Raw genomic sequence first — 25,728 nt, 5'->3', positions numbered from 1 at the left:
TTTTTATTGTGCCCCGCGTTGTTGCAGGAACAAAATAGTTGCTGCCACGCGTGAGCGGACATTGAGTTTACGCAGCAGATTGCGAATGTGTACTTTCACTGTTTGCTCGGAAATATTCAACACTGAGGCAATCTGCTTATTGGACAGCCCCTGCGCCAGTTCGTGCAGAACATCCAGTTCACGCTCCGTCAACACACTGAAGGGATCTTCCTCTGCGCCAAACATTTCACGTTCGCGTAAGTACTGATTGACGCGTTCGCTAAAGACTTTGCTGCCTTTTGCCCCGGCGCGAATCGCTTCCAGCAGTACTTCCGGGTCGCTATCTTTCAACAGATAACCGTCAGCGCCTGCGTCTATCAACGCAAACACATCACTGGAGGCATCTGAAACGGTCAGAATAATAATTTGCGCGGTAACGCCATCCCTGCGCAAGGCATTGAGGGTATCCAGGCCACTCATGCCTTTCATATTCAGATCCAACAAGATCACGTCGATATCCAGTCGATTCGCCAGATCGATAGCACTTGCGCCGTCGCCCGCTTCAGCGACCACTTCAAAGCCAGGATCAAGTTCCAGTAACTGACGAACACCGCGTCGCATAAGTGGATGATCATCCACAATCAGCACCTGAAAAGGCGTTGCTTCAGGCATAGTAGTCTCCTGAGGTTTTATTAGAATCATTATGTTTGAGCGTAGCGTTGGAAACGCTACCAGGCGCGTGAATGTTACCCCATTTTATGTATGGGCATGTAGTAAAACTGCAAGTGTGGGTTGCGGGACAACGTGTAGATATAAAAAAACCAGCCATAACAGGCTGGTTCTTAAGGGATTTTTGGTCGGCACGAGAGGATTTGAACCTCCGACCCCCGACACCCCATGACGGTGCGCTACCAGGCTGCGCTACGTGCCGACTCGTGGCTGCTAATACTACCGTTTTCCACACCGATTGCAAGTAAGATATTTTGCTAACTGATTTATAATTAATCAGTTAGCGATGAAACGCTTCTCGTCTGTCAGCACCTGCAATAACAAACTTAACTGTGGTTTTTCGTCTTTCACTCTTTCACCATGTAAGTTGTAAGTGCGGTATTTACCATTATTGTTCAGCACCAGCGTCATTTTTGGCGTGGTGATTGCCAGCGTATCGTTATCCGCTGCGGTAACCCAATAATGACGGCGTTCAGGATTGAACAAATCCTGACCTTGCGAATATTCGCTGGCAGGCGTACTGACGTGCAGCAGGCGTTGCATCAACGTGGTCATTAGATCGGTATGATCGGTCAGGGTATTAATACGCTGCGCCGGTGTGCCCGGCCAGTGGATCACTAACGGCACCTGAAGATGACCGTGGGACCAGTCAAAGGTTTCTTCCTCTTCGCTCAGTGGAATACCCCGACCGGCAGTAATAATCACCACCGTATTGTCCAGCTTGCCAGAATCACGCAGCGCATTTAACACGCGGTTGATCTGCTCATCAACATTGCCTGCTGCCCGGCTATATTTATGGGTAAATGCTTGCTGGTTGCTATCGTCAATGTTGGTGCCATTGAAAGATACCCATGAGAACCAGCGATTATCTTCTTGCGCGTAGCGGCTCAGCCAGTTGATCCACTGTGTGGCGGTCTGAGCATCGGATTGCGTGCGAACGCTTGGCATTGAGAAGTCTGACAACAATGCCTGGCGATACAACGGGCTGGTAAAGCCATCGGATGAGAATAGCCCAAGCTGATAGCCTTGCTGGTTAAGCGCGGTAATTAACGCCGCAGGCGTGCGGGTCGACAGAATGCCATCCATATAACTTGGCGAGATGCCATAGAACAGGCCAAAGATGCCGTTGTCGGTGGTGTTGCCCGAACTCATATGGCGTGTGAATGAAATATTTTGCTCGGCAAAACCCGCCAGTGCAGGCATCTGTTTCTCATAGCGTGAATAGTTCAGGCCATCGACAGTAATCAGCAAGACGTTCTGTCCGGTGCCCATATCGCGGTAGCGCAGTTCGCTTAACGGATACTGTACGGAAACGGCGTCCGGATTGCCTTGCTCAATAAGACGGCGTTGATACTCCTGTGCATCAAGCAGGCCATGCTTCTCAAGAAAACGTCGCGCCGTCATCGGATATGAAAGCGGCAGATTGGCGCGCTGCATGGTGATTGGGCGATAGAAATTGGCATCGGCCCAGATATACACCACGTGCGAGGCGATAAAGGCGATAAATAAGAATGCGGCCAGCGGACGGGCGAAGCGCCGACGACGTGTCAGGCTGCGCAGCTTTTGCCAACTCCACGTCGCAAACACCAGTTCAAGCAATAAAATAACCGGCACGCTGATGAACATCAGTTGCCAGTCGCGCGCCATCTCATTCTCGTCCGGGTTGATAACCAACTGCCAGACGATGGGATTAAGATGGAGATGGAAACGAGTAAAGACTTCGCTGTCGATCAGTAACAGCGTCATTCCCGCCGTTGCCAGAATGACGGATAAAAACCTCATCAGCCTCTGGGAGCCGATGATAAAGGTCAGCGGGAAGAGGATCAGCAAGTAGGTGGCGAACACCAGGAAGCTGAAATGGCCGATAATGCTTACGTAGGAATAAATACGACCAGCAAGTGTTGTCGGCCAGTCAGCGATAAACAGGTAACGGCTGCCTATGACGAGTGAAAGCAGAATATTGAACAGTGCAAACCAGTGCCCCCAACTGACCATTTGGGAGACTTTTTCACGGTAGCGCTGATGATGAGTTACCATAACCTGTTATCTGTTTCCCTTAGTGCGCTTTGTCTTCGTTGATCGAGGACTGCAAGGCGCGGGCAAAAGAGTTGGCAATCGCCTGGCGTTGAGCCGGGGCAATGCTGGTATTGATAAGGTTAGTGACCATGTTGCCTAACACCATCAGGGAAAGGTCGGTCGGAGCCTTATGTTTTTCCAGTACGTTGAGCAGCTCTGCGAGCAATTGTTCAACCTGTTCATCACTGTAGCGGGAAATTTGTGGCATAAATCGAAATCAGTTAGTTGATGAAAGGGCAACATATTACCGTAGCAACGGTTTTTTTTCTGCTTTTTTATACTTTAAATCATTCGCGTTACGCTGCCTTCTGTAAAATGGCTGCCATCTTTTATTGCGTCGCTTTACCGGCGGTGATTGAATACCGCCCGGTCTTAAAGGAGAGTTTATCATGAGTCTGGATATCAACCAGATTGCTCTGCACCAGCTTATCAAGCGTGATGAGCAGAACCTTGAGCTGGTGTTGCGCGATTCATTGCTGGAGCCGACGGAAACCGTCGTTGAGATGGTGGCAGAACTGCATCGGGTCTATAGCGCTAAAAATAAAGCCTACGGCTTGTTCAACGAAGAGAGTGAACTGGCGCAGGCGTTACGTTTGCAGCGCCAGGGCGAAGAAGATTTTCTGGCATTTAGCCGCGCGGCAACAGGTCGCCTGCGTGACGAGCTGGCGAAATACCCCTTTGCTGACGGCGGTTTTGTGCTGTTTTGCCACTACCGTTATCTGGCTGTGGAGTATCTGCTGATTTGCGTGCTGAACAATTTAAGCAGTATGCGCGTTAACGAAAACCTCGACATCAACCCGACCCATTATCTTGATATCAATCATGCGGATATTGTGGCGCGTATCGATTTGACCGAGTGGGAAACTAACCCAGAATCGACCCGTTATCTGACTTTCCTGAAAGGACGAGTAGGGCGCAAAGTGGCTGATTTCTTTATGGACTTCCTCGGTGCCAGCGAAGGGTTGAATGCGAAAGCGCAAAACCGCGGTTTGTTGCAGGCGGTTGATGATTTCACTGCCGAAGCGCAACTGGATAAAGCAGAACGGCAAAATGTTCGCCAGCAGGTTTATAGCTACTGTAATGAGCAATTGCAGGCGGGCGAAGAAATCGAGCTGGAATCGCTGTCAAAAGAGCTGGCGGGCGTCAGCGAAGTGAGCTTCACGGAATTTGCGGCTGAAAAAGGGTATGAACTGGAAGAGAGCTTCCCGGCAGACCGCAGCACACTGCGTCAGTTGACGAAGTTTGCCGGTAGCGGCGGTGGCTTGACCATTAACTTTGATGCGATGCTGTTAGGTGAACGGATTTTTTGGGATCCGGCGACCGATACACTGACCATTAAGGGCACACCGCCGAATCTGCGCGATCAATTGCAGCGCCGGACTTCTGGCAGCAATTAATCGGTTTGGTGTTATGAATGCCAGATACGGTGTGAACGCTTTATCTGGCCGACAAAAAACAACCATACCGTAGGCCTTATAAGACGAGCAGCGTCGCATCAGGCATAATCTGCAGATACAAAAAACCCCGCCGGAGCGGGGTTTCTTACAACTTATTCAGCAATTAAGCGCGAACGAAGTCGATGTGCTGCAGCTTCGGTTTGTACGGGTGACGCTGTACATCCTGAGCTTTAACTTTGATTTCTTTACCGTCAACAACGATGGTCAGAACTTCGCTGTAAAATTCAGCTTTAACTTGCATGTTCATGACTTTGTCGTGATCCAGCTCAATTGCCAGCGGCGCTTCGTTGCCACCGTAGATGATTGCCGGGAATTTGTTAGCGGCACGCAGGCGGCGGCTCGCACCCTTACCCTGCTCTTTACGTACTTCTGCGTTGATAGTAAACATTTCTTTCTCTCTTAATTGATTCCTGCTACAGGCGACCCAGCAACAGGTAAGTGATCTGCTTTGCGTATGCAAAAGCGGGCGAGATTCTATACTCAAACGCCTTTCACATCAATCAAAACTACCATTAACCGCGTAATTCGTGCGCCCGACGAAAACGGCCTTCGTAATCGAACACTTTTTCACGAACCTGCCAGTACTGGCCTTTCATTCGTGCAACGACAAAATCCGGGTGGCGCAGCAACGCTTGCTGGGCGAGGATATCGGCGGCGGTTATCCAGCGCAGAGGGATGCCCGGTGTGCGCGTATGCGGGCGGATAAAAAGCTGCTCGAAGGCGGTTCGCTGGGCGGGTGTTTGCAGACGGAAGCGCTCACTCACATCAGCACCATCTTCATCGTAATAGGTGATTTTCAGCCATTCGCCTTTTTCATCGTGCCCATGCTGTAAAGACATGCCGCTACAGCGTAGCACCAGAGCATCTTTCAACCGTAGCGCCGCTTTTAACATATCATCCGGATCAACCAGAATGGTGTCGCACTCGCGGCAGCGGCGCGCGGCAATGTCATTTTCTGCATTGCACTGGGGGCAGTTTTTAAAGCGGAAGCGAAAATCACACTGTTCGCGATGCCCGTCGTCATCTTCGAACCATCCCTGACAACGGCGACCAAAGTGTTCAATCAATGTGCCGTCGGCGGTTGTTTTGCCCCAAAACGTGTTGGCAAAGCCGCAGGCAGGGCAGAAAACCTGCACCGGGACGTTGTCACTTTTGCCTTTCGGCGTACCTACTTCCGGGGCGTAGAGATCGTGAGGGTTACCTGCATAATCAAGAATTAAGCAATCGGTCTTACCCGGAGCCAGACGCAGACCACGCCCGACAATTTGTTGGTAAAGACTTACCGATTCGGTAGGGCGCAGAATGGCGATAAGATCGACATGTGGCGCGTCAAATCCGGTGGTCAGTACCGCAACGTTGACCAGGTAGCGAAAACGCTGGGCTTTAAAATCTTCAATTAATACATCACGTTCAGCGCCGGGCGTGTCGCCGGTAATAAGCGCGGCATCTTCGGCGGGCAGTAGACCAACGATCTCTTTTGCGTGTTCGACCGTCGCGGCGAAAATCATCACCCCTTTGCGCGTTGCGGCGAACTCCATAATCTGGCTAATAATGTGTGGCGTAATGCGTTGCTGTTTTTTCAGCTCGCGGTTGAGATCCGCTTCGCTGAACAGCCCGTTGCTCTGTGCCTGTAAGCGGCTGAAATCATATTGCACTACCGGCATATCCAGCCGTTCCGGTGGTGTCAGATAACCGTGTTTAATCATATAGCGCAGCGGTAACTCATAAATGCAGTCCCGGAAAAGGGCTTTCTCGTCGCCGCGCACCATGCCGTGATAATGAAACTGATAGATCCAGCCTTTCCCCAGCCGAAAGGGCGTGGCAGTCAGCCCCAGCAGGCGTAAGTGGGGATTCACTTTTGTCAGGTGAGTAAGGATTTGCTGATACTGGCTCTCTTCGTCGTCGCCAATACGATGGCATTCATCGACAATCAACAGTGAAAATTCACTCTGAAAGGCGTCGAGATTGCGGGCGACCGACTGTACGCTGCCAAATACTACTTTACCGTGGCTCTCTTTGCGCTTTAGTCCGGCAGCAAAAATATCCGCTTCCAGCCCCAGCGCCTGATATTTTGCATGGTTTTGCGCTACCAGTTCTTTGACGTGTGCCAGCACCAGCACGCGACCACGCGCCAGCCGTGCCAGTTCCGCTATCACCAGACTTTTACCCGCACCGGTAGGGAGTACGATAACGGCAGGAGTTTTATGACGACGAAAATGGTTGAGCGTGGCATCCACGGCTTCTTGCTGATATGGACGGAGTGTAAAAATCATGGTCTCGCGTAGGTAGATTATTCTGCTAATAGTATGCCACGGATCTTTTTCCCTTGAGGGAAGTTATTAGACCGCTATACTGGGCAGACAACAGTTCAGATTTTCGGGTCAATGCCCGACCTCCGTTTTTACAGGCAAAATCACACACATGCGACTTGATAAATTTATCGCACAGCAACTCGGCGTTAGCCGTGCTATTGCCGGGCGTGAAATCCGCGGCACTCGTGTCACCGTCGATGGCGAAATCGTCCGCAATGCAGCGTTTAAACTGCTTCCTGAACACAGTGTGGCTTACGATGGTAACCCGTTGGTACAGCAACATGGCCCACGTTACTTCATGCTCAATAAGCCTCAGGGCTATGTTTGTTCCACGGATGACCCGGATCACCCAACGGTGCTCTATTTTCTTGATGAACCTGTAGCATGGAAACTGCATGCGGCAGGGCGGCTGGATATCGATACTACCGGTCTGGTGCTGATGACCGACGATGGTCAGTGGTCGCACCGCATTACTTCTCCACGTCATCATTGCGAGAAAACGTACCTGGTGACGCTGGAATCACCCGTAGCGGACGACACGGCAGAGCAATTTGCTAAAGGTGTACAACTGCATAACGAAAAAGATCTCACTAAGCCTGCGGTGCTGGAAGTGATTACCCCAACGCAGGTTCGTTTGACCATTAGTGAAGGGCGTTATCATCAGGTGAAACGTATGTTTGCCGCTGTGGGTAACCACGTGGTTGAACTGCACCGTGAACGTATTGGCGGCATTACGCTGGATGCAGATTTAGCACCCGGTGAATATCGTCCGTTAACTGAAGAAGAAATTGCCAGCGTCGTTTAACACTTTAATGACTTTCAGGAGCCAGTTGTGACCACCCGACAGCATTCGTCGTTTGCTATTGTCTTTATCCTTGGCCTGCTGGCCATGTTGATGCCGCTGTCGATTGATATGTATCTGCCTGCGCTGCCGGTGATTTCTGCCCAGTTTGGTGTGCCTGCGGGCAGTACGCAGATGACTCTGAGTACTTATATTCTGGGGTTTGCGTTGGGGCAGTTAATCTACGGGCCGATGGCGGATAGCTTCGGGCGCAAGCCGGTTGTCCTCGGTGGTACATTGGTGTTTGCCGCGGCGGCGGTGGCGTGCGCGCTGGCGCAAACCATCGATCAGTTGATTGTGATGCGTTTCTTTCACGGTCTGGCGGCGGCAGCGGCCAGCGTGGTTATCAATGCCCTGATGCGCGATATTTACCCGAAAGAAGAGTTCTCGCGGATGATGTCGTTCGTTATGCTGGTGACCACCATCGCGCCGCTGATGGCACCGATTGTTGGCGGCTGGGTGCTGGTGTGGTTGAGCTGGCATTATATTTTCTGGATCCTCGCTGTAGCGGCGATTCTGGCTTCGGCAATGATCTTCTTCCTGATCAAAGAAACCTTGCCGCCGGAGCGTCGCCAGCCGTTTCACATCCGTACCACCATTGGTAACTTTGCCGCGTTGTTCCGCCATAAGCGTGTCCTGAGTTATATGTTGGCCAGCGGTTTTAGCTTTGCCGGGATGTTCTCGTTCTTAAGCGCCGGACCGTTTGTCTACATTGAAATTAACCATGTCGCACCGGAAAACTTCGGTTATTACTTTGCGTTAAACATTGTTTTCCTGTTTGTGATGACCATTTTTAACAGTCGCTTTGTTCGCCGCATTGGCGCGCTGAATATGTTCCGCTCGGGGCTGTGGATTCAATTTATTATGGCGGCGTGGATGGTCATCAGCGCATTACTGGGGCTAGGATTCTGGTCGCTGGTAGTGGGTGTGGCGGCGTTTGTTGGCTGCGTATCGATGGTGTCTTCTAACGCGATGGCGGTAATTCTGGATGAGTTCCCTCATATGGCGGGAACCGCGTCGTCGCTTGCAGGAACTTTTCGTTTTGGCATTGGCGCAATTGTTGGAGCGCTGCTTTCGCTGGCGACCTTTAATTCCGCATGGCCGATGATTTGGTCAATCGCATTCTGTGCAACCAGTTCAATTCTCTTCTGTTTGTACGCCAGCAGACCCAAAAAACGGTGAACTATTGCTCAACAGGGAAGCTAAAAGGCTTCCTTTGTTGATGCATATCAACCACAAATCTATCAATCCCCCGTCATTTGTTTGTTTTATGTAAAATCAATTTATGTAAAAAGTCACATCATTGTAGTTAAAAAGGTTGAGTTAGATCTCAGAAACGGGTACATATAGCCCCGCAAACGTGACCACGCCCGCAGATATTATTTAAATCAGAGCCATAGAGGCCACGCAGGCGAGGCATCAATCTTTACGATCTGTTTAAAGACGGGTTGTTGATGATGTGTTAAAATTAATGTAAATAAATTGTGAATTAAATGTGCTTCCGGGGAAAATAAGTGACTTCATTACAACTCTCAATCGTCCATCGACTGCCGCAGAACTATCGTTGGTCTGCTGGTTTCGCAGGTTCAAAAGTTGAACCGATTCCGCAAAATGGACCGTGCGGTGACAACAGCCTGGTGGCGCTTAAATTGCTTAGCCCGGATGGCGATAACGCATGGTCGGTGATGTACAAACTTAGCCAGGCATTAAGCGATATTGAAGTTCCGTGCTCGGTACTGGAGTGTGAAGGTGAGCCATGTCTGTTTGTTAATCGGCAGGATGAGTTCGCCGCCACCTGTCGACTGAAAAATTTTGGTGTGGCAATTGCCGAGCCTTTCTCAAACTACAATCCTTTTTAAGCATCAGCTCAACGCCAGTAGCTGACGCGTATACTCCTGTTGCGGTGCGGCAAACACGCGCGCGCACGGTCCTTGCTCCACTACTTCTCCCTGTCGCAGCACGATAACCTGATGACATAATGCGCGAACAACATGCAAATCATGGCTGATAAACAAATAGGCTAGTTGGTGCTTTTGTTGCAATGATTTCAATAGCGCCAATATTTGCGCCTGTACCGTTTTGTCGAGCGATGATGTTGGTTCATCAAGAATGATCAGCGAAGGTTTCAGAATCAATGCTCGGGCAATCGCAATACGTTGTCGTTGACCTCCCGAGAACTCCGCCGGATAACGGTGGCGCGTTTCAGGATCTAACCCCACTTCCTGCATTACGGCTTTCACTTGCTCTTCGCGTTGCGTGGCTGAAAGGGTGGGTTGATGCACACGTAACCCCTCCTCAATAATCTGCAACACGTTGAGTCGTGGGTTGAGTGAGGAGTTTGGATCCTGAAATACCACCTGAATGCGATGGCGAATGGGCAATAGCTGGCGACGAGTTAGATTTTGCAATGGCTGACCGTCAAAAACGATGCTGCCCTGAGAGTCAATTAATCGTAGCAACGCCAGTCCTGTGGTGCTTTTGCCGGAGCCGGACTCGCCCACTAAACCCAGCGTTTCACCCGCCCGAAGCGTAAAACTGACGCTTTTCACCACCACGTTATGATCGACGACGCGTTTCAGGAGTCCCTTACGAATGGGGAAAGCGACCCGAAGCTGTTCAACATCAAGCAACGTTGAGGCTGGCTCTGGCAACGGCACTGGATTGCCTGACGGTTCGCTGTTGAGTAGTTTTTGCGTGTAAGGATGAACGGGGGAGGCAAAGAGCGCAGTGGCGCGATTTTCCTCCACACAGCGACCGTTTTGCATCACTGCCACGCGGTGGGCCAGTTTTCTGACAATGCTGAGGTTATGAGTAATAAATAACATGCCCATATTCAGTTCATGTTGCAGTTCGCGTAATAATTGCAAAATCTGCGCCTGGACAGAGACGTCCAGTGCGGTAGTCGGTTCATCAGCAATCAATAATTCCGGTCGAGTGAGTAGCGCCATTGCAATCATCACCCGCTGACGTTCGCCGCCGGAGAGCTGATGCGGGTAGTCTGTCAGCCGTTTTGCTGCCTGGCGGATACCGACGCGATCGAGGCAATTAAGGATTTCACCACGCGCCGCTTCCCGACGCATCCCGCGATGCAGTGAAAGCACTTCATAAAGCTGTTTTTCCAGAGTATGCAATGGGTTTAACGATACCATCGGCTCCTGGAAAATCATGGCAATCTTATTTCCCCGCACACCACGCAACGTTTGCTCGCTGGCATGAAGCAGCGATTCGCCATGAAAACGAATATCGCCAGAGAGATATTCAACAGGCGGGGAAGGGAGAAGACGTAAAATCGACAGCGCAGTAACGCTCTTGCCGGAGCCAGACTCACCCACCAGCGCCAGCGTTTCGCCAGCTTCAATGCGTAGCGAAACATCATTCACTACGGTGCGAACGGTTTGCTGATGGCGAAAACCCACCGACAAATTTTCAATCGCTAACAGAGTTTGCGTCATGCTACACCGCCTTATTAGGATCAAATGCGTCGCGGACTGCTTCACCAATAAAGATCAGCAATGACAATAATATCGCCACCGACAAGAAGGCGGTGATCCCAAGCCACGGTGCCTGAAGGTTATTTTTCCCTTGTAACAGCAGTTCTCCGAGCGATGGTGAACCGAGTGGCAAGCCGAAGCCGAGGAAATCGAGCGAGGTCAGGGTGGTGATCGAGCTACATAAAATAAACGGTAAAAAGGTGAGGGTAGCGACCATTGCATTTGGCAACATATGACGCAGGATAATACTGCGATCGCTGACGCCAAGCGCCTGCGCCGCGCGGATGTAGTCGAAATTACGGGTACGCAAAAATTCCGCACGCACTACGCCCACCAGACCCATCCAGCCAAACAAGACGGTAATCGCCAGCAGCCACCAGAAGTTAGGTTGAACGACACTGGAAAGCAGAATTATCAGAAACAGCGTCGGCATCCCCGACCACACTTCAATGAAGCGCTGCCCCCAGAGATCCACTTTTCCGCCGTAATAACCTTGCAGCGCCCCCGCCAGCACGCCCATCACACTGGAACAGAGTGTCAGCATCAGACCAAACAGAACCGAGATCCGTGTGCCATACAGAATACGCGCCAGCACATCGCCGCCGTTGGCATCCGTCCCCAGCCAGTTTTGTGGTGAGGGTGGGGAGGGGAAGGGCTTATCGGTCGCAAAATTGATACTGGTAGCACCAAAGCGAATCGGTGCCCACAGTACCCAGCCTTTATCCTCCAGTCGTTGTTTTAGCCACGGATCCTGATAATCCGCCTGGCTTGCCAGCGGGCCGCCAAAATCACTTTCACTGTAGTTTTTCAGCAACGGGAAATACCAGCTACCGTCATAACGTACCAGCAACGGTTTATCGTTGGCGATCAGTTCAGAACACAAACTCAAACTGAATAAGAAGAGGAAAATCCATAACGACCAGTAGCCGCGACGATTATGACGAAAACGCGCCCAACGGGCCTGATTGACGGGGCTGAGTTGCGGCATTAGCGTCCCTCAAAATCAATACGAGGATCGACCAGTGTATAGCTGATATCACTGACGATATTCAGGAGCAGGCCAATCAGGGTGAAAATATACAAGGTGCCAAACATCACCGGATAATCGCGCGAGACGGTCGCTTCATAGCCCAGCAAACCGAGGCCATTGAGTGAAAACATCACCTCAATCAACAGCGAACCGGTGAAAAACATGCTGATGAAAGTCGCTGGAAAACCGGCAATCACCAGCAGCATGGCGTTGCGGAACACATGTTTCCAGAGAATGTTTTTCTCACTCACTCCTTTCGCGCGCGCGGTAACCACATATTGCTTGCGCACTTCATCAAGAAAGGCGTTTTTTGTCAGCATGGTGAGCGCCGCAAAGCCGCCAATCACTGTCGCCAGCACGGGTAGCGTGATGTGCCACAGATAATCGGTGATTTTCTGATACCACGGTAGTGAATCAAAATTAGCGGAAACCAGGCCGCGCAGAGGGAACAGGTCGAAATAACTGCCGCCCGCGAAGAAGACAATCAGCAGGATTGCAAACAAAAAGGCCGGGATAGCGTAGCCGATGATAATAAATGCGCTACTCCAGACATCAAAGCGACTACCGTTATAAACGGCTTTGCGAATACCCAGCGGAATTGACACCAGGTAGATAATCAGCGTGCTCCACAATCCGAGGGTGATGGAAACCGGCAGACTGTCTTTAATCAATGTCAGCACTGAGGCGCTACGAAACAGGCTGTCGCCAAAATCAAAACAAATGTAGTCCCGGAGCATTTTGAAGTAACGTTCGTGGATCGGTTTATCGAAACCGTAGCGATGGGTGATCTCTGCGATCACTTCTGGATCCAATCCGCGTCCACCGCGGTAGTTGCTGTCGCTGATGTTGCCGACGCCCGTTTGTGCATGGCTGGCACGCACGCCTTCGCCGCCTGCACCTGGTAATACTCCGGCATTACCAAACTCAATGGCGGCGATGGCCTGGTCGACCGGACCGCCAGGCGCAATTTGCACGATAAAAAAGTTGATGGTGATAATCGCCCATAACGTTGGGATCACCAGCAACAGACGGCGAATCAGGTAAGCGCCCATCTACTCTCCCAGTTGTCTGGCTGACGGCAGTTTGGCCGCTTTATTGACGTCATACCACCAGGTATCAATACCGAGACTATAAACGGGACGCACTGCCGGGCGGGAGAATTTATCCCACCAGGCGAGACGGTCTTCCGCCATGTACCACATCGGCAACATGTAATAATTCCACGTTAATACGCGATCCAGGGCGCGCCCCAACGGCAGTAATTTTTCTTTATTTCCCTGGGCGGCAATAATTTGGTTGATCAGCGAGTCGATGACCGGACTTTGTACGCCGGGAGCATTATAAGTAGAGTTGATATATTCCGATGACCAGGAAATCTGTAAATCGGAGCTGGGCCACGGCATCGCCCGCCACACGCGTGGCATCATGTCATAGTCGCGGCTGCGCATTCGGTTGGTGATTTGTGAGTTATCCACCTTGCGAATGTCCATGTTGATACCAAGCCGTTGCAGGCTGTGCTGGAACGGCAATACCCACTGGCTATTACTGCTGGCTGGAAGCAATAATTCAAAGCTGAGAAGCTGACCCGTCGTAGCGTTAACGCGTTGCTGACCCTTCAGTACCCAGCCTGCTTCGTTGAGAAGTTTGTCGGCTTTTAACAGATTATCACGGTCGTAGCCATCGCCTTTGGATTCTGGCGGCTGGTAGATTTGTGTGAACACCTCTGGCGGTAGATCTTTTTTCATTGGTGCCAACAGCACCAGTTCCGCAGCGTCGGGGTAATTTCTGGCAGCGTATTCGGTATTCTGAAAATAGCTGTTAGTGCGACTCCAGGCATTGTAAAACAAGGCCTTGTTCATCCATTCAAAGTCGAAGGCGAGGGTGATGGCTTCCCTAACCCGGCGATCGTTGAATACCGGGCGCTGAATATTAAACGCCAGCCAGCGTGTATCCTGGGCTGATTCGTTCTTTTGCTCATCTTTGATAATGTATTTTTTGTCGAAATTTTTACCGGTATAGCGCGTGGCCCAGTTTTTGGCGTCGTTTTCCATGCGCAAATCAAAGGCACCAGCTTTAAATGCTTCAAAAGCGACGTTATCGTCAAGGTAATAATCGTAGCGAATGGTGTCGAAATTCCAGCGTCCACGGTTTACCGGTAAGTTTGCCGCCCAGTAATCTTTCACGCGGGAATAGACAATATTTTGCCCCATTTTCCAGGCCGTAATGCGATACGGACCACTGGCAAGTGGAGGCGTAGCGAGCGGGTCGCTCAGTTTGTGACCCTTCCAGTATTTTTCTGGAAATACCGGCAGTGAAAACAGGCTAAGCATATCTTCTTTGCCGGGTTTAGCTAATTCGATGCGCACGGTTAACGGCGCAATGGCTTTAACTGTGGTGCCTTTGTATACCAGGCGAAATTGCGGCACGCCTTCAGTCATAAACTTTTGAAAAGTGAACTCAACATCGCGGGCAGTAATGGGCGAACCATCATGAAAACGGGCGCGCGGATTAATAGCAACTTCAACCCAGGAATAATCGTCGGCATAGCGCGCGCTTTCGGCAATTAGCGGGTAATAACTGCCCGGCTCGTCATCGGAGGTGGTAAATAGTGTGTCGTACAACTGCTCGGTACGTGCACCGGGGTTTCCGCGTAGTGCATAGCGGTTGAAATTATCGAAGGTGCCAATGGAGGATAACGTTATCTGCCCGCCTTTTGGCGCGGCAGGATTAACATAATCAAAATTGTTGAAATTAAAGGCATATCTGGGTTCTCCCAGTACTGCAAAGGCATAGCTTTCCTTAATAGCCTGCGCCTGCACACCGAAGGTGAACAGGGTGATAAACACCAGCAGTATGCGCACAATCATCTGCAATGGATTTCCTTTTACTCATCATTAGCCGCAATCCGGCATGCTTTCTCTATGAATAATAAGGGACACAAGCACTCCTTACCACTGCGGCGTATGCGGTTTCTCCAACCAGCGGATAAAATCATCCAACGGCAGAGGGCGACTAATCCAGTAACCTTGCAGGAAATTAACACCACGTTCGCGTAACCAGCGTGCCTGTTCCGGCGTTTCAACCCCTTCAGCAACTGTCAGCATATTGAGACGCTTCGCCAGCGTCAGCACCGCGTCAAGCACTGGTGAGGTGACCGTTTCCGTACCTATGGCATTGATGAAACCGCGGTCAATTTTCAGGTAATCGAGCGTGAAACGTTCCAAATAGATAAGCGCGCTGTGTCCGGTGCCGAAGTCATCAATGGCAATTTCCACGCCGACAGAATGCAGCCATGCGAAGAGTTGTGACGCTTCATGTTCTTTCAACATATCGCGCTCGGTAATTTCCAGCACAATCTGGAAATGGTGAGCGGGCAGGGAGGCAAGCAGTCGATGTATATCGGCTTTAAAGCTCTCGTTGTGCAAATGATCCGGCGCAATGTTAATACCAAACTTTACGCCCACCGGCAGTACGTTGTGTAATTCTGCCGCGTCACGAGCAATCAGCTCAAACAGGTGCTGGGTCAGTGGCACAATCATCTTTTGCGATTCGGCATAATGAATGAAGGCATCCGGGGGGATTTCACCCACTACCGGATGACGCCAGCGCAGTAACACTTCCAGGCCCGTTACCCGCAGCGTTTGTGTATCAACCACCGGTTGATACACCACGTAAAACTGCTCACGCTTGATGGCCATCATAATCTCTCTGCCAGGGCGCATACGCACGCTCATCAGGTAATAGCAGAGCAGGCCAACGACAGTTCCACTCATTCCACCCAGTAAAAACGCGTACCACACATCACTCCATGTCCAGTCGTTAGCATAAAGTCGAACAGTCAGCGGAATGCCTGCGATTTTGGTTTCACGTACCGGCGTGCCGGTTAACTCGCGGACGTTCATCAAATGCGGCGTAAAGGTCGATATCGCAGTATTACCAATAATGAGTGCTATACCATCGAAATCTTGCTGGTGAGAGCTATAGAGAAGATACGGCGTCAGGTTCAGGTTCAATGCTGCAAAAACGCCGCTATTTTTTAATAAAGGATTGCGATACCAGATGACGATCGTGGGTTTGTTGGGCACCATCGGTGTGCCAGGCAACATTGCCATATCAATATTTTTACTAATGTCGAGCGCCGGAATCAGTTCATTGAGCGGAATGTCCATCTCACCAGTCGCAGAAGAACAGAAACTCTTTTTATCCTTTACCAGCACAAACGTTCGTACATTCATACTGAATGCCGCACGTGCAGTCAGTTCAGGGTTGGCTTGCTGACAGGTATCTAAGGTGAGTGGCTGGAGGTGATCAGTAGTGGACTTCAGCTCGGTGAAATAGGTGTCAAGATATTTTTGTACGTCGGTAATCAAGGTGTCGTATTTGACTTCATGTTTATGCCAGGCCACTAAAAACTGAAGGCAACTGACAAGTATCGCGATCATCACGCCCGCAATAATGCAGGTAAGCAGGATCTTACGTCCGGAAGAGGGAGCGCGTATGAACATAGTTCCGTTAATATTCCTGAGATTACGATAACGCTGAAGTAGAAGAGAATGACGGGACTATAGCCTGGATCAAGGCATGGAAACATCATTTTCTATAATGGATGAAAATAAAAAAGCACTGCTTAAGCAGTGCCTTCAGTTAACTCGTCAGGATAGCCAAGGGATTGCATCCAAACGGTTTATTAGCTGCGACTAAGAACCCGACGTGCTTCGTTGTAACGCTTTTTCCAGTACGGCTCATTCATGCTGGAAATAATAACACCACTGCTGGTGGAAGCATGAACGAACTGATTATTGCCGATATAAATACCGACATGGCGTCCCGTTGAACCGGCACGGAACAGAACTAAGTCACCTGTACGCAAATTACTGCGGGAAACTGACTTGCCCATTTCCTGTTGTTCATAAGTTGAACGAGGGAGTTCTAAGCCAAATTGTTCGCGGAATGTACGCTGTACGAAACCAGAACAATCGATACCTTTTTTGGTGCTGCCGCCCAGACGATAACGCACGCCTTTCCAGTCAGCATACTGATCCATAATTCGCGATTTTACGTCGACATTACGAACCAGGTTTTCAAATTCATCCTGAGAAGCTTGCAGTGATGATGTTTCACTACCCACTGCACGTGTCTCAGGATGCATATTCTTTGCGGTGTTGTTTGCACTACATGCAGAAAGCAGAACCGCTACTGCAATCGCGGGAATGCCGCGCAAGATATATCTCAAAATCGGTTGAGATTTGACCATGTTGTTTGTTTTCCCTTGAAGTCCTTAACGACAAATATCGTTATAAAAAAATGCCAAGCGAGACGAGACTAATTACCTGGGCATGTTGAAACAATTCCCTAAGGCCAAATCTGTGGACTAACGCACAAAATTATATGCTGTGAGGATAATTTACCGCCGAGGCAAAACGAGTTCGAGATTACCCGATTGGCGCGGTCTTGGCGAGGGGTTTTACATGATTTTTTATAAGAAAAAGTGATACAGAAAGTTAATAACCGGGATTGGTCAATTAAAGAACGATTGAGCAAAAAGCATGCAATCCATTCATTTAGTTAGAGAATGACTATTTTACTCGATGAACGAAAGCAACGCAGTGCATCATCAGGATTATCCGGTCTATGAAAATAAACCTGATGATGTTAATTACTGTGAGTTATTTGTTTTAGGAATGTTTTCTTTTTCCTGGCAATGATTTGTCAAAGAAGGTGATTAATCGATCACTTAATGGCGTCATCAACCACCAGGGCAAACCAATCAATATCACAGTCAGGGAACCGACAATGATATCGGTAAACCAGTGTGCGCCAATCATCACTCTGGGAAATGCAAATACCACAAAAATAATAAGGGCGATGACGCCTGCGACTTTTCCGAAATAACGCCACATGAATGCAGAAAAAATAAGCAACATCATGCCATGATCGCCAGGAAAACTATCTCGCGAGGCATCTTTTGTTGGCACAGATAACAGTTCGCTGACGCGGTTAATATTCGCAAATGTTAATGTCGGGCTGGCTCGCTTTACCGGAATTAATGCCTGGCCCAACTGGTTTAATACCACTGCGGTTAACAGCATGACCAGACCGATAATCATGATATGGCGTCTGCCGGAGGCGTTTTCTTTCAGCCAGAAACTCAGCATCAGCAGTCCCATTGCCAGCAGTGAACAGCCGTCAAAAGCGCGATTATTGGTCAATGCGACCAGCCATAAAAAAGCCTTGCTTTCGACCAGTTTCTGATTAAAAAAATAGAAAATATCCGCGTCAATCGGCAACCAGAATCCATGATTGACGGGAATGTACCAGGAAAGAAACAGCGCGAGGCCGACAACGTTTAACAACGCTATTTGCGGCAAATTTTTAATCATATTTTCTCTAATCATCTTACTGAAAAACGCAAGCAACCTTACGCGTTGGTCACTAAACGAAGCTTCAACAGCGCGCTCTGTAAGGCATTCCAGTCAGTTTCGCTGCTGGAAATCAGCTCAACGCGACTGTCCGGTGGTGCCACGTTTTGCGTTTCAATGTGCAAGTCATCGCCCTGACGGTTGATTCGCACCAGTCCTTCAGGAATACGCATCACGCCTTTCACGCGTTCCACTGGTGCAAGCCGCGCCCATTCCAGAATGCCAACGGTGTCGAACACCGTATCAGCATCGAATATCCAACCGCAGGCCTGATGCCCTTGTCCGCTGTTGAGACTGCGACGCCAGCGTTGATGCTCTGGCAGGCTTAACGCGGCTAACCCTTTTTTCACGGTATGCTGATGTGAATGGGCGGCGCTGGCGGGTAATTTGATTAAATTGCGACGGGGTAAATCCAGAAGATGACCATCAATTTGCCCATGTTCGCTGTGAATTAATTGCCGATCGCCACCATTTTGTTGCCACCAGCGTTGCAACGCTTGCTCGCTTTCGGACGTCGCTCGGTCGGATTTATTGGCGACAATAATGTCTGCGGCAGCCAACTGGTCACGGAAATTTTCATTATTGACGCTTTTTTCATCCAGCAGCAGGCGAGGATCGAGAATACATAACGTGGCGCGCAGATCGATCCACGGTTCATAAACCGGAGCGGTTAACAGATCGAGGATCTGTTTTGGATGGCCCAGCCCTGTAGGCTCTATCAGCAAGCGGTCTGGTTTTCCCTGGCGCAGTAAGGTATTCAGCCCCACCTGCATCGGTAAGCCATTAACGCAGCACATGCAGCCGCCGGGGATCTCTTTTAGTAATGCACCGCTGTCAGCGAGCAAAGCACCATCTATCCCGACTTCACCAAATTCATTAACCAGCACCGCCCATTTTTCTTGCGGATCTTTGTGGGCTAATAGATGAAGAATTGACGTCGTTTTCCCGCTGCCGAGAAAACCGGTGATGAGGTTGGTCCTGGTCACAACGGCTCCGCAATAATCAGATTAGTTAACTGTGCGTTAATCCTGGCTAAAAAAGCTGGAAAAGAGAAGAGAAGGAGCGGACGAAGCATGCCTCCGTCCACCTTAACCGCAGAAATCGTTAAATTTTGAGGGTATTTAACAGTGCCTGATGCGCTCCAAACTGCGCTATTTGTTGCCAGGCATTTTTGATTGTCTGCACAAAATGCGGGTTATTGGGCAGGTCATCACCGAAAACTTCACGCAGAGAAAGCAGGGCGCTAACGCGTTGTTCACTGCTACTTTCCGCAACCAGATCGCGAATTTTATCGCTGAGCGGATCGCGAACATCAATGGCATTTCCGGCATCATCAACGCCGCTCACATAGCGCATCCAGCCTGCGACTCCTAACGCCAGTAACGGCCAGTTTGTTTCGCGCGCCAGATGAATGCGAATGCTCGCCAGCATGCGTTGCGGTAATTTCTGACTGCCATCCATCGCGATTTGCCAGGTTTTATGTTTCAGTGCGGGATTGGCAAAACGTTCAATTAACTTATCCGCATATTGCGTCAAATCGACATTTTTAATCCGTAGCGTCGGCGCTTGCTCATCCAGCATTAACGTTCTGGCGGCATGGCGAAATGCGCGGTCATGCATGCAATCACTGATATGGGCAAACCCTGCGAGATAACCCAGATAAGCGAGAAAAGAGTGGCTGCCATTAAGCATGCGCAGTTTCATCTCCTCCCAGGGCAAAACATCATCCACCAGTTGTACACCTGCGACTTCCCAGGCTGGACGTCCTGCAACGAAGTGATCTTCCACTATCCACTGGATAAACGGTTCGCAGCTAATCGCACAGGGATCATTCACGGCCAGATGCTGGCTAATTTCCGCCAGCGATTCGTCGGTTGCTGCCGGAACAATGCGATCAACCATCGTTCCCGGAAAGCTGACGTGTTCTTTTATCCATTCGGTGAGTTCTGGTGAGCGTTTTTCTGCCATTCCCAACACCGCATTTTTCACCACATGGCCATTGTCGGGAATATTGTCGCAGGAGAGCACGGTAAATGGCGCAAGGCCGCGTTCACGGCGGCGTTTCAGTGCTTCGACAAGAATGCCTGGTGCGGAATGAGGTTCTTCCGGCGTTTGTAGATCGTGAATAATGCGCGAATTGCTGGTGTCGAGCGTGCCGGTGGCCGGGTCGATGCAATACCCCTTTTCGGTAATCGTCAGGGAAACTATCGCCACCTGCGGTTCGCAAAATTTCTCAATAATCGCTGCTAATGAATCCAGTTTTGCATTCAGGCATTCGTGAACGGCACCGACAATAATCGCCTGATTGCCGTCTGCACCTTTCTCTAACACAGTGTATAAATGGTCTTGTGCGCGAAGCTGGCTCATCAATTGCTCACCGCTGAACAGGCTGATTTCACAAATTCCCCAGTCGCCACCCTGCGCATTCAGCACACGATCGGTTAATAATGCCTGATGTGCGCGGTGAAAGGCTCCAAAGCCAAAATGAACGATACGGGATTTCAATTGCTGGCGATCGTAGCATGGAGTGTGTACGTGATGGGGGAGCGTAACGGAGGCAATAGTATTCATAGAGGTCACGTCTCAGTAACGATTAATTAACAATGGCAGTGTAAAGTTATATGACAGCAATTGAAATTGGTCTGGATTGTTAATGCAATGAAGTGTGAGGGCGATCAATCAACGAGTAAATTTTACGGGCGGAAGGCGTTCAGTAAGCACAAAATAGCAGATTGGTATAATAAATTAAAAAAGGGACAGCCTGAGCAGTCCCTTTTTGAATGTGGCTGAAGTTAGTCAGCACGCCCCATGTAACGGCGTTCTTCGATATGGATACGGATTTTTTCGCCCGGGCTTAAGTATTCTGGCACCTGAATCACCAGACCGGTGCTTAATGTTGCCGGTTTGTTACGTGCGCTGGCAGAAGCACCTTTAATGCCTGGTGCGGTTTCAACGATTTCCAGATCAACGGTCTGCGGCAGTTCAAGTGCCAGCAGTTGGCCGTCCCAGGTCAAAACCTGCATGTCAGGCATACCGCCTTCCGGCATAAACAGCAGTTCTTCTTCAATCTGATCTTTCGTGAAGGTATACGGCGTATAGTCTTCTTTATCCATAAAGACATATTCGTTGCCATCAACGTAGGAGAAGTCAACATAGCGGCGGGTCAGCGTCACGGTGTCAACGATATCATCACCTTTGAAACGCTCTTCTACTTTCAGCCCGGTACGGACATCAGAAAAGCGCATTTTGTACAGCGTAGCGGCACCGCGGGCAGTGGGGGACTGAATATCAATATCCTTAACCAGCAGCAATTTGCCGTTGTAATTCAGAACCATACCTTTTTTAATTTCGTTCGCTCTTGGCATCGAAAAATTCCTGTAGTCGAAAATGTCAAAAATATCGCGACAAACTACTCGCGACGGCCATTTCAGGCAAGAGGTATTCGCACTTTTGCTGGTGCAAAAAAGGTGGTACTGTGCGCGCTCATCAATCCGGTGGTTAACCTGAAGAGAACAATGTATGGAATGCCGTCCGGATTGCGGGGCGTGTTGTACCGCCCCCTCAATCTCCAGCCCTATTCCGGGTATGCCAGATGGCAAGCCCGCCAATACACCCTGCATTCAGCTCGATGAACAGCAACGCTGTAAAATTTTTACCTCGCCACTGCGCCCGAGAGTCTGCGCAGGCTTACAAGCCAGTGCAGAAATGTGCGGCGACACGCGTCAGCAGGCAATGACCTGGCTTATCGATCTGGAAATACTGACCGCGCCTTAAACATCTTTAATCCGCAGTAAGCAGAACAGGGTGGCGATAATCATCACCATCGCAAACCAGAACACTGCATGATAATTCCAGATCTCTGCGACTATTCCGGCTACTGAACCGGCGATAATCCAGCCCACACGTGATGTATTGGTATAGAGCGTGGTTGCTGAACCCGCCTGGCCGGGCATCAGATCCTGAAAATAGAGCATCCCAATACCGCCAAGAATACCGATAAAAATAGCATTCAGCATCTGTAAGCCCAACAGAATGACAGGTGAATGTGCCATCAGCATACCTGCGTAAAAACAGATGCCACCCACGGCTGCTACGCGCATCAAGAACCGCTTACCCAGACGTTTGGCAAAATAACCGGCAATTAACATCGTCGGGATTTCCAGCCCGGCGGCGGTCCCCATCATCACACCCGCCAGTTTTTCTGGAAGATGTAGTTCGTTAATAATAAATAGCGGCATGTTGATGATGTACAGGCTATTTGAACCCCACATCAACGTACAAATGACAAACAGCAATAGCGTATCGCGACGGTTACGCCGCGGTGCTTCAACCGTGCCGGTCGCCAGCGGAACCTCTTTTTGCATCGACGGTAAAAACAGCCACACCATCACGCCGCAAACAATAAACGCTACCGCCGCGCTGAGATACATCACCGTAAAGCTGAAACCCATCGCTAAGGCATAAGCCAGCGGCGGGCCGATGACCCATGCCAGTGAAACCTGGGCGCGCAAAAAAGAGCTGAACATCACTGCTTCACGCCCGGTTTTATCGGCATGTTCACGGGCAAGAGCAAACATCTGCGGGTTGGCGGTAGAGCCAAAGCTGCTAAGAAAAACGCCGACAAACAACAAGATGAAGTAGTTGCGATTCCAGGCGAAAAGGGTGCAGGCCAGCACGCCTAACAGGCAGCAAAAGACAATCAGTGATTTACGATCGCCGCGCTTATCGGAGCGCCCGGCGAGAAACTGGCTGACCAGAATCCCGATGACGGCGCTGCCGGTAAAGAAGAATCCCACCATTGCCGGGCGGGCGTGTACCTCATCGGTAAGAAAAATACTGAGCGTTGGGGTTTGCAGAGCGCCTGCAATGCCGGTGAGAAAGGCAACAATTAAGAATGCCGTTGATGTCAGGTCAAACGATTTCGCGCTGGAGACTGCGGGGGAATTATGCATGCTGGTCGATCACTGAAAGATGAAGACGCGGAGTTTACGCCGCTTGTCAGAAAATAAACAGTCAGTGAAATCAAACTCGCCATGAATAATCAAAATGCTATTTCACTCTTGTTGAACCTTTGCTGACGCTGCTGAAATGATCATGTTGATAACAAATTTCGCCATCAGCGATTCAGATTATCGGCAAAAAAATGTGCAGCACATCAAACTTTTGTACATAATTTAGCGCCATCCCTTGCGTGCTGAAACAGAAGTATTATGCTTTCTTGAAACGTTTCAGCGCGATCTTGTCTTTAACCCTAAGCCAGGTTAGCGCTTTTTTTCTCATAGAAGCTGAATCGTTTCAATTCAGCAAGAGAGGAGAACTATGTTCCAGTTATCCGTACAGGACATCCATCCGGGCGAAAAGGCCGGAGACAAAGAAGAGGCGATTCGCCAGGTCGCTGCGGCGCTGGTGCAGGCCGGTAATGTCGCTGAAGGTTACGTCAATGGCATGCTGGCGCGCGAACAGCAAACCTCAACGTTCCTCGGCAATGGTATTGCTATTCCACACGGCACCACCGACACCCGCGATCAGGTACTGAAAACCGGCGTTCAGGTGTTTCAGTTCCCGGAAGGCGTGACATGGGGCGAAGGTCAGGTGGCGTATGTTGCTATCGGTATTGCCGCCAGCTCGGATGAACATCTGGGGCTGTTGCGTCAACTGACGCACGTCCTGAGCGATGATTCCGTTGCTGAACAACTGAAATCAGCCACCACTGCAGAAGAACTGCGCGCACTGCTGATGGGCGAAAAGCAGAGTGAACAGTTGAAGCTTGATAACGAAATGCTGACGCTGGATATCGTCGCCAGCGATTTGCTGACTCTTCAGGCGCTGAATGCTGCTCGTCTGAAAGAAGCGGGCGCGGTTGATACCGCTTTTGTTACCAAAGCCATCAATGAACAGCCGTTGAACCTCGGGCAGGGGATCTGGCTGAACGATAGTGCCGAAGGCAACCTGCGCAGCGCCATTGCGGTAAGCCGTGCGGCAAATGCTTTTGATGTTGAAGGCGAAACGGCAGCCATGCTGGTGAGTGTGGCGATGAATGACGATCAGCCAGTCGCGGTACTTAAGCGTCTGAGCGACCTGCTGATCGACAATAAGGCTGAACGTCTGTTGAAAGCTGATGCAGCAACGTTGCTGGCGCTGCTGACCAGCGATGATGTGCCGACCGACGACGTGTTAAGCGCGGAGTTTGTGGTGCGCAATGAACACGGCCTGCATGCCCGCCCAGGCACCATGCTGGTCAATACCATTAAACAATTTAACAGTGATATTACCGTGACAAACCTTGATGGCACCGGCAAACCGGCAAATGGACGTAGTCTAATGAAAGTTGTAGCACTTGGCGTTAAGAAAGGTCATCGCCTACGCTTTACCGCCCAGGGAGCAGATGCTGAACAGGCGCTGAAAGCCATTGGCGACGCCATCGCCGCCGGTCTTGGGGAGGGCGCGTAATGAGCAGACGTGTTGCTACGATCACCCTCAATCCGGCCTATGACCTTGTCGGTTTCTGCCCGGAAATTGAACGCGGCGAAGTGAACCTGGTGAAAACCACCGGTCTGCATGCAGCGGGTAAAGGCATCAACGTGGCCAAAGTTTTAAAAGACCTGGGGATTGATGTCACCGTTGGCGGCTTCCTCGGCAAAGACAATCAGGACGGTTTTCAGCAACTGTTCAGCGAGCTGGGCATTGCCAACCGTTTCCAGGTTGTCCAGGGGCGTACCCGCATTAACGTCAAGCTGACAGAAAAAGACGGTGAAGTCACCGATCTCAACTTCTCTGGTTTCGAAGTTACTCCAGCCGACTGGGAACGCTTTGTGACGGATTCTTTAAGCTGGCTTGGTCAGTTCGATATGGTCTGTGTCAGCGGTAGTTTACCGTCAGGTGTCAGCCCGGAAGCATTCACCGACTGGATGACTCGCCTGCGTAGTCAGTGTCCTTGCATTATCTTTGATAGTAGCCGTGAAGCGTTAGTGGCTGGTTTGAAAGCGGCACCATGGCTGGTGAAACCTAACCGCCGTGAGTTGGAAATCTGGGCGGGTCGTAAACTGCCTGAAATGAAAGATGTCATTGAAGCTGCACATGCGCTACGTGAACAAGGTATCGCGCATGTTGTAATTTCACTGGGTGCCGAAGGCGCGCTTTGGGTTAATGCCTCCGGCGAATGGATCGCCAAACCACCGGCAGTCGATGTCGTAAGCACCGTTGGCGCAGGGGATTCTATGGTTGGTGGCCTGATTTATGGCTTGCTAATGCGTGAATCCAGTGAACACACACTGCGTCTGGCGACGGCTGTTGCAGCCCTGGCGGTAAGTCAAAGTAATGTAGGTATTACCGATCGTCCGCAGTTGGCCGCAATGATGGCGCGCGTCGACTTACAACCTTTTAACTGACAGCAG

Annotated in this window: 23 protein-coding genes and 1 tRNA gene; 7 read left to right on the top strand and 17 right to left on the bottom strand. The window is 50.3% G+C overall.

The features are described from left to right. Positions 1-3 precede the first annotated feature (3 nt). The 4 genes from narP to A9587_RS00195 all read right to left on the bottom strand — a co-directional run bounded on the left by narP (position 4) and on the right by A9587_RS00195 (position 2,992). Entirely contained in the window at positions 4-651 is a 648-nt protein-coding gene (gene narP / locus A9587_RS00210; RefSeq protein WP_001516729.1) for a nitrate/nitrite response regulator protein NarP, read from the bottom strand. A 182-nt stretch (positions 652-833) separates the two neighbouring features. Then, a tRNA-Pro gene (locus A9587_RS00205) sits at positions 834-910 on the bottom strand. Positions 911-984: 74 nt separating this feature from the next. Next, positions 985-2,745 (bottom strand): LPS biosynthesis-modulating metalloenzyme YejM, encoded by a 1,761-nt coding sequence (gene yejM, locus A9587_RS00200; protein ID WP_000256124.1) that lies wholly within the window; start codon positions 2,743-2,745, stop codon positions 985-987. Positions 2,746-2,764: 19 nt separating this feature from the next. Then, positions 2,765-2,992, bottom strand: coding sequence for a YejL family protein (locus tag A9587_RS00195; RefSeq protein WP_001135667.1), 228 nt, complete (start codon positions 2,990-2,992; stop codon positions 2,765-2,767). Positions 2,993-3,173: 181 nt separating this feature from the next. Between A9587_RS00195 and yejK the strand changes: the two genes are divergently transcribed. Continuing rightward, on the top strand, positions 3,174-4,181 hold the full coding sequence (gene yejK, locus A9587_RS00190) for a nucleoid-associated protein YejK (protein WP_000050774.1): 1,008 nt from the start codon (positions 3,174-3,176) through the stop codon (positions 4,179-4,181). A 163-nt stretch (positions 4,182-4,344) separates the two neighbouring features. Here the strand turns inward: yejK and rplY are convergent, their stop codons facing one another. Further along, positions 4,345-4,629 carry a 50S ribosomal protein L25 gene (gene rplY, locus A9587_RS00185; RefSeq protein WP_000494188.1) on the bottom strand — a complete coding sequence of 95 codons (285 nt, stop codon included), beginning with the start codon at positions 4,627-4,629 and terminating at the stop codon, positions 4,345-4,347. Positions 4,630-4,753: 124 nt separating this feature from the next. After that, complete coding sequence (locus tag A9587_RS00180; protein ID WP_000578097.1) at positions 4,754-6,514, bottom strand: DEAD/DEAH box helicase; 1,761 nt, start codon at positions 6,512-6,514, stop codon at positions 4,754-4,756. Between the two features lie 148 nt (positions 6,515-6,662). On the opposite strand from A9587_RS00180, the gene rsuA reads away from it, so the two are divergent. The 3 genes from rsuA to A9587_RS00155 all read left to right on the top strand — a co-directional run bounded on the left by rsuA (position 6,663) and on the right by A9587_RS00155 (position 9,253). Continuing rightward, positions 6,663-7,358, top strand: coding sequence for a 16S rRNA pseudouridine(516) synthase RsuA (gene rsuA / locus A9587_RS00170; protein WP_001234858.1), 696 nt, complete (start codon positions 6,663-6,665; stop codon positions 7,356-7,358). 27 nt (positions 7,359-7,385) lie between these two features. Further along, positions 7,386-8,576: a multidrug efflux MFS transporter Bcr gene (gene bcr, locus A9587_RS00165; RefSeq protein WP_000213385.1), complete on the top strand. Its 1,191-nt coding sequence runs from the start codon at positions 7,386-7,388 to the stop codon at positions 8,574-8,576. Between the two features lie 332 nt (positions 8,577-8,908). Then, positions 8,909-9,253, top strand: a complete 345-nt coding sequence (locus A9587_RS00155; RefSeq protein ID WP_000202798.1) for a YejG family protein — start codon at positions 8,909-8,911, stop codon at positions 9,251-9,253. A 3-nt stretch (positions 9,254-9,256) separates the two neighbouring features. Here A9587_RS00155 and yejF read toward each other — a convergent pair whose 3' ends face one another. The 10 genes from yejF to yeiP form a co-directional block, all read right to left on the bottom strand. Continuing rightward, on the bottom strand, positions 9,257-10,846 hold the full coding sequence (gene yejF, locus A9587_RS00150; RefSeq protein ID WP_105263637.1) for a microcin C ABC transporter ATP-binding protein YejF: 1,590 nt from the start codon (positions 10,844-10,846) through the stop codon (positions 9,257-9,259). 1 nt (position 10,847) lies between these two features. Then, positions 10,848-11,873: an ABC transporter permease gene (locus tag A9587_RS00145; protein WP_001516726.1), complete on the bottom strand. Its 1,026-nt coding sequence runs from the start codon at positions 11,871-11,873 to the stop codon at positions 10,848-10,850. After that, a complete protein-coding gene (locus A9587_RS00140; RefSeq protein WP_000501591.1) occupies positions 11,873-12,967 on the bottom strand; it encodes a microcin C ABC transporter permease YejB in 1,095 nt (364 codons plus the stop codon). The genes A9587_RS00145 and A9587_RS00140 overlap by 1 nt, the downstream gene beginning before the upstream one ends. Beyond that, on the bottom strand, positions 12,968-14,782 hold the full coding sequence (locus A9587_RS00135; RefSeq protein WP_105263638.1) for an extracellular solute-binding protein: 1,815 nt from the start codon (positions 14,780-14,782) through the stop codon (positions 12,968-12,970). It abuts the gene before it with no gap. Positions 14,783-14,863: 81 nt separating this feature from the next. Next, positions 14,864-16,420, bottom strand: coding sequence for a cyclic di-GMP phosphodiesterase (locus tag A9587_RS00130; RefSeq protein ID WP_000470617.1), 1,557 nt, complete (start codon positions 16,418-16,420; stop codon positions 14,864-14,866). A gap of 182 nt (positions 16,421-16,602) precedes the next feature. Then, entirely contained in the window at positions 16,603-17,169 is a 567-nt protein-coding gene (mepS, locus tag A9587_RS00125) for a bifunctional murein DD-endopeptidase/murein LD-carboxypeptidase (protein WP_000241011.1), read from the bottom strand. A gap of 421 nt (positions 17,170-17,590) precedes the next feature. Beyond that, positions 17,591-18,295 carry a Kdo(2)-lipid A phosphotransferase gene (gene lpxT / locus A9587_RS00120; protein ID WP_001516724.1) on the bottom strand — a complete coding sequence of 235 codons (705 nt, stop codon included), beginning with the start codon at positions 18,293-18,295 and terminating at the stop codon, positions 17,591-17,593. A 38-nt stretch (positions 18,296-18,333) separates the two neighbouring features. Next, positions 18,334-19,320 (bottom strand): zinc-binding GTPase YeiR, encoded by a 987-nt coding sequence (gene yeiR, locus A9587_RS00115; RefSeq protein ID WP_000198840.1) that lies wholly within the window; start codon positions 19,318-19,320, stop codon positions 18,334-18,336. A gap of 118 nt (positions 19,321-19,438) precedes the next feature. Further along, complete coding sequence (locus A9587_RS00110; protein WP_105263639.1) at positions 19,439-20,905, bottom strand: mannitol dehydrogenase family protein; 1,467 nt, start codon at positions 20,903-20,905, stop codon at positions 19,439-19,441. Between the two features lie 221 nt (positions 20,906-21,126). Next, positions 21,127-21,699 carry an elongation factor P-like protein YeiP gene (gene yeiP / locus A9587_RS00105; RefSeq protein WP_001136827.1) on the bottom strand — a complete coding sequence of 191 codons (573 nt, stop codon included), beginning with the start codon at positions 21,697-21,699 and terminating at the stop codon, positions 21,127-21,129. Positions 21,700-21,853: 154 nt separating this feature from the next. Between yeiP and A9587_RS00100 the strand changes: the two genes are divergently transcribed. Then, complete coding sequence (locus tag A9587_RS00100; protein WP_016262150.1) at positions 21,854-22,108, top strand: YkgJ family cysteine cluster protein; 255 nt, start codon at positions 21,854-21,856, stop codon at positions 22,106-22,108. On the opposite strand, the gene setB is transcribed toward A9587_RS00100, so the two are convergent. Continuing rightward, positions 22,105-23,286 (bottom strand): sugar efflux transporter SetB, encoded by a 1,182-nt coding sequence (setB, locus tag A9587_RS00095; RefSeq protein ID WP_000551958.1) that lies wholly within the window; start codon positions 23,284-23,286, stop codon positions 22,105-22,107. The two genes, A9587_RS00100 and setB, sit on opposite strands and share 4 nt — an antisense overlap. A 367-nt stretch (positions 23,287-23,653) precedes the next feature. Here setB and fruB point away from each other — a divergent pair, with 367 nt between their 5' ends. Further along, positions 23,654-24,784 carry a fused PTS fructose transporter subunit IIA/HPr protein gene (fruB, locus tag A9587_RS00090; protein ID WP_000487268.1) on the top strand — a complete coding sequence of 377 codons (1,131 nt, stop codon included), beginning with the start codon at positions 23,654-23,656 and terminating at the stop codon, positions 24,782-24,784. Beyond that, complete coding sequence (fruK, locus tag A9587_RS00085) at positions 24,784-25,722, top strand: 1-phosphofructokinase (RefSeq protein ID WP_001516719.1); 939 nt, start codon at positions 24,784-24,786, stop codon at positions 25,720-25,722. The genes fruB and fruK overlap by 1 nt, the downstream gene beginning before the upstream one ends. The last annotated feature ends 6 nt before the right edge of the window (positions 25,723-25,728 follow it).

The organism is Escherichia sp. MOD1-EC6162 (genome assembly GCF_002965125.1).
Classification (GTDB): domain Bacteria; phylum Pseudomonadota; class Gammaproteobacteria; order Enterobacterales; family Enterobacteriaceae; genus Escherichia; species Escherichia marmotae.
Note: the sequence above shows the minus strand (reverse complement) of the source record. Positions and strands in the feature narration are given on the sequence as shown.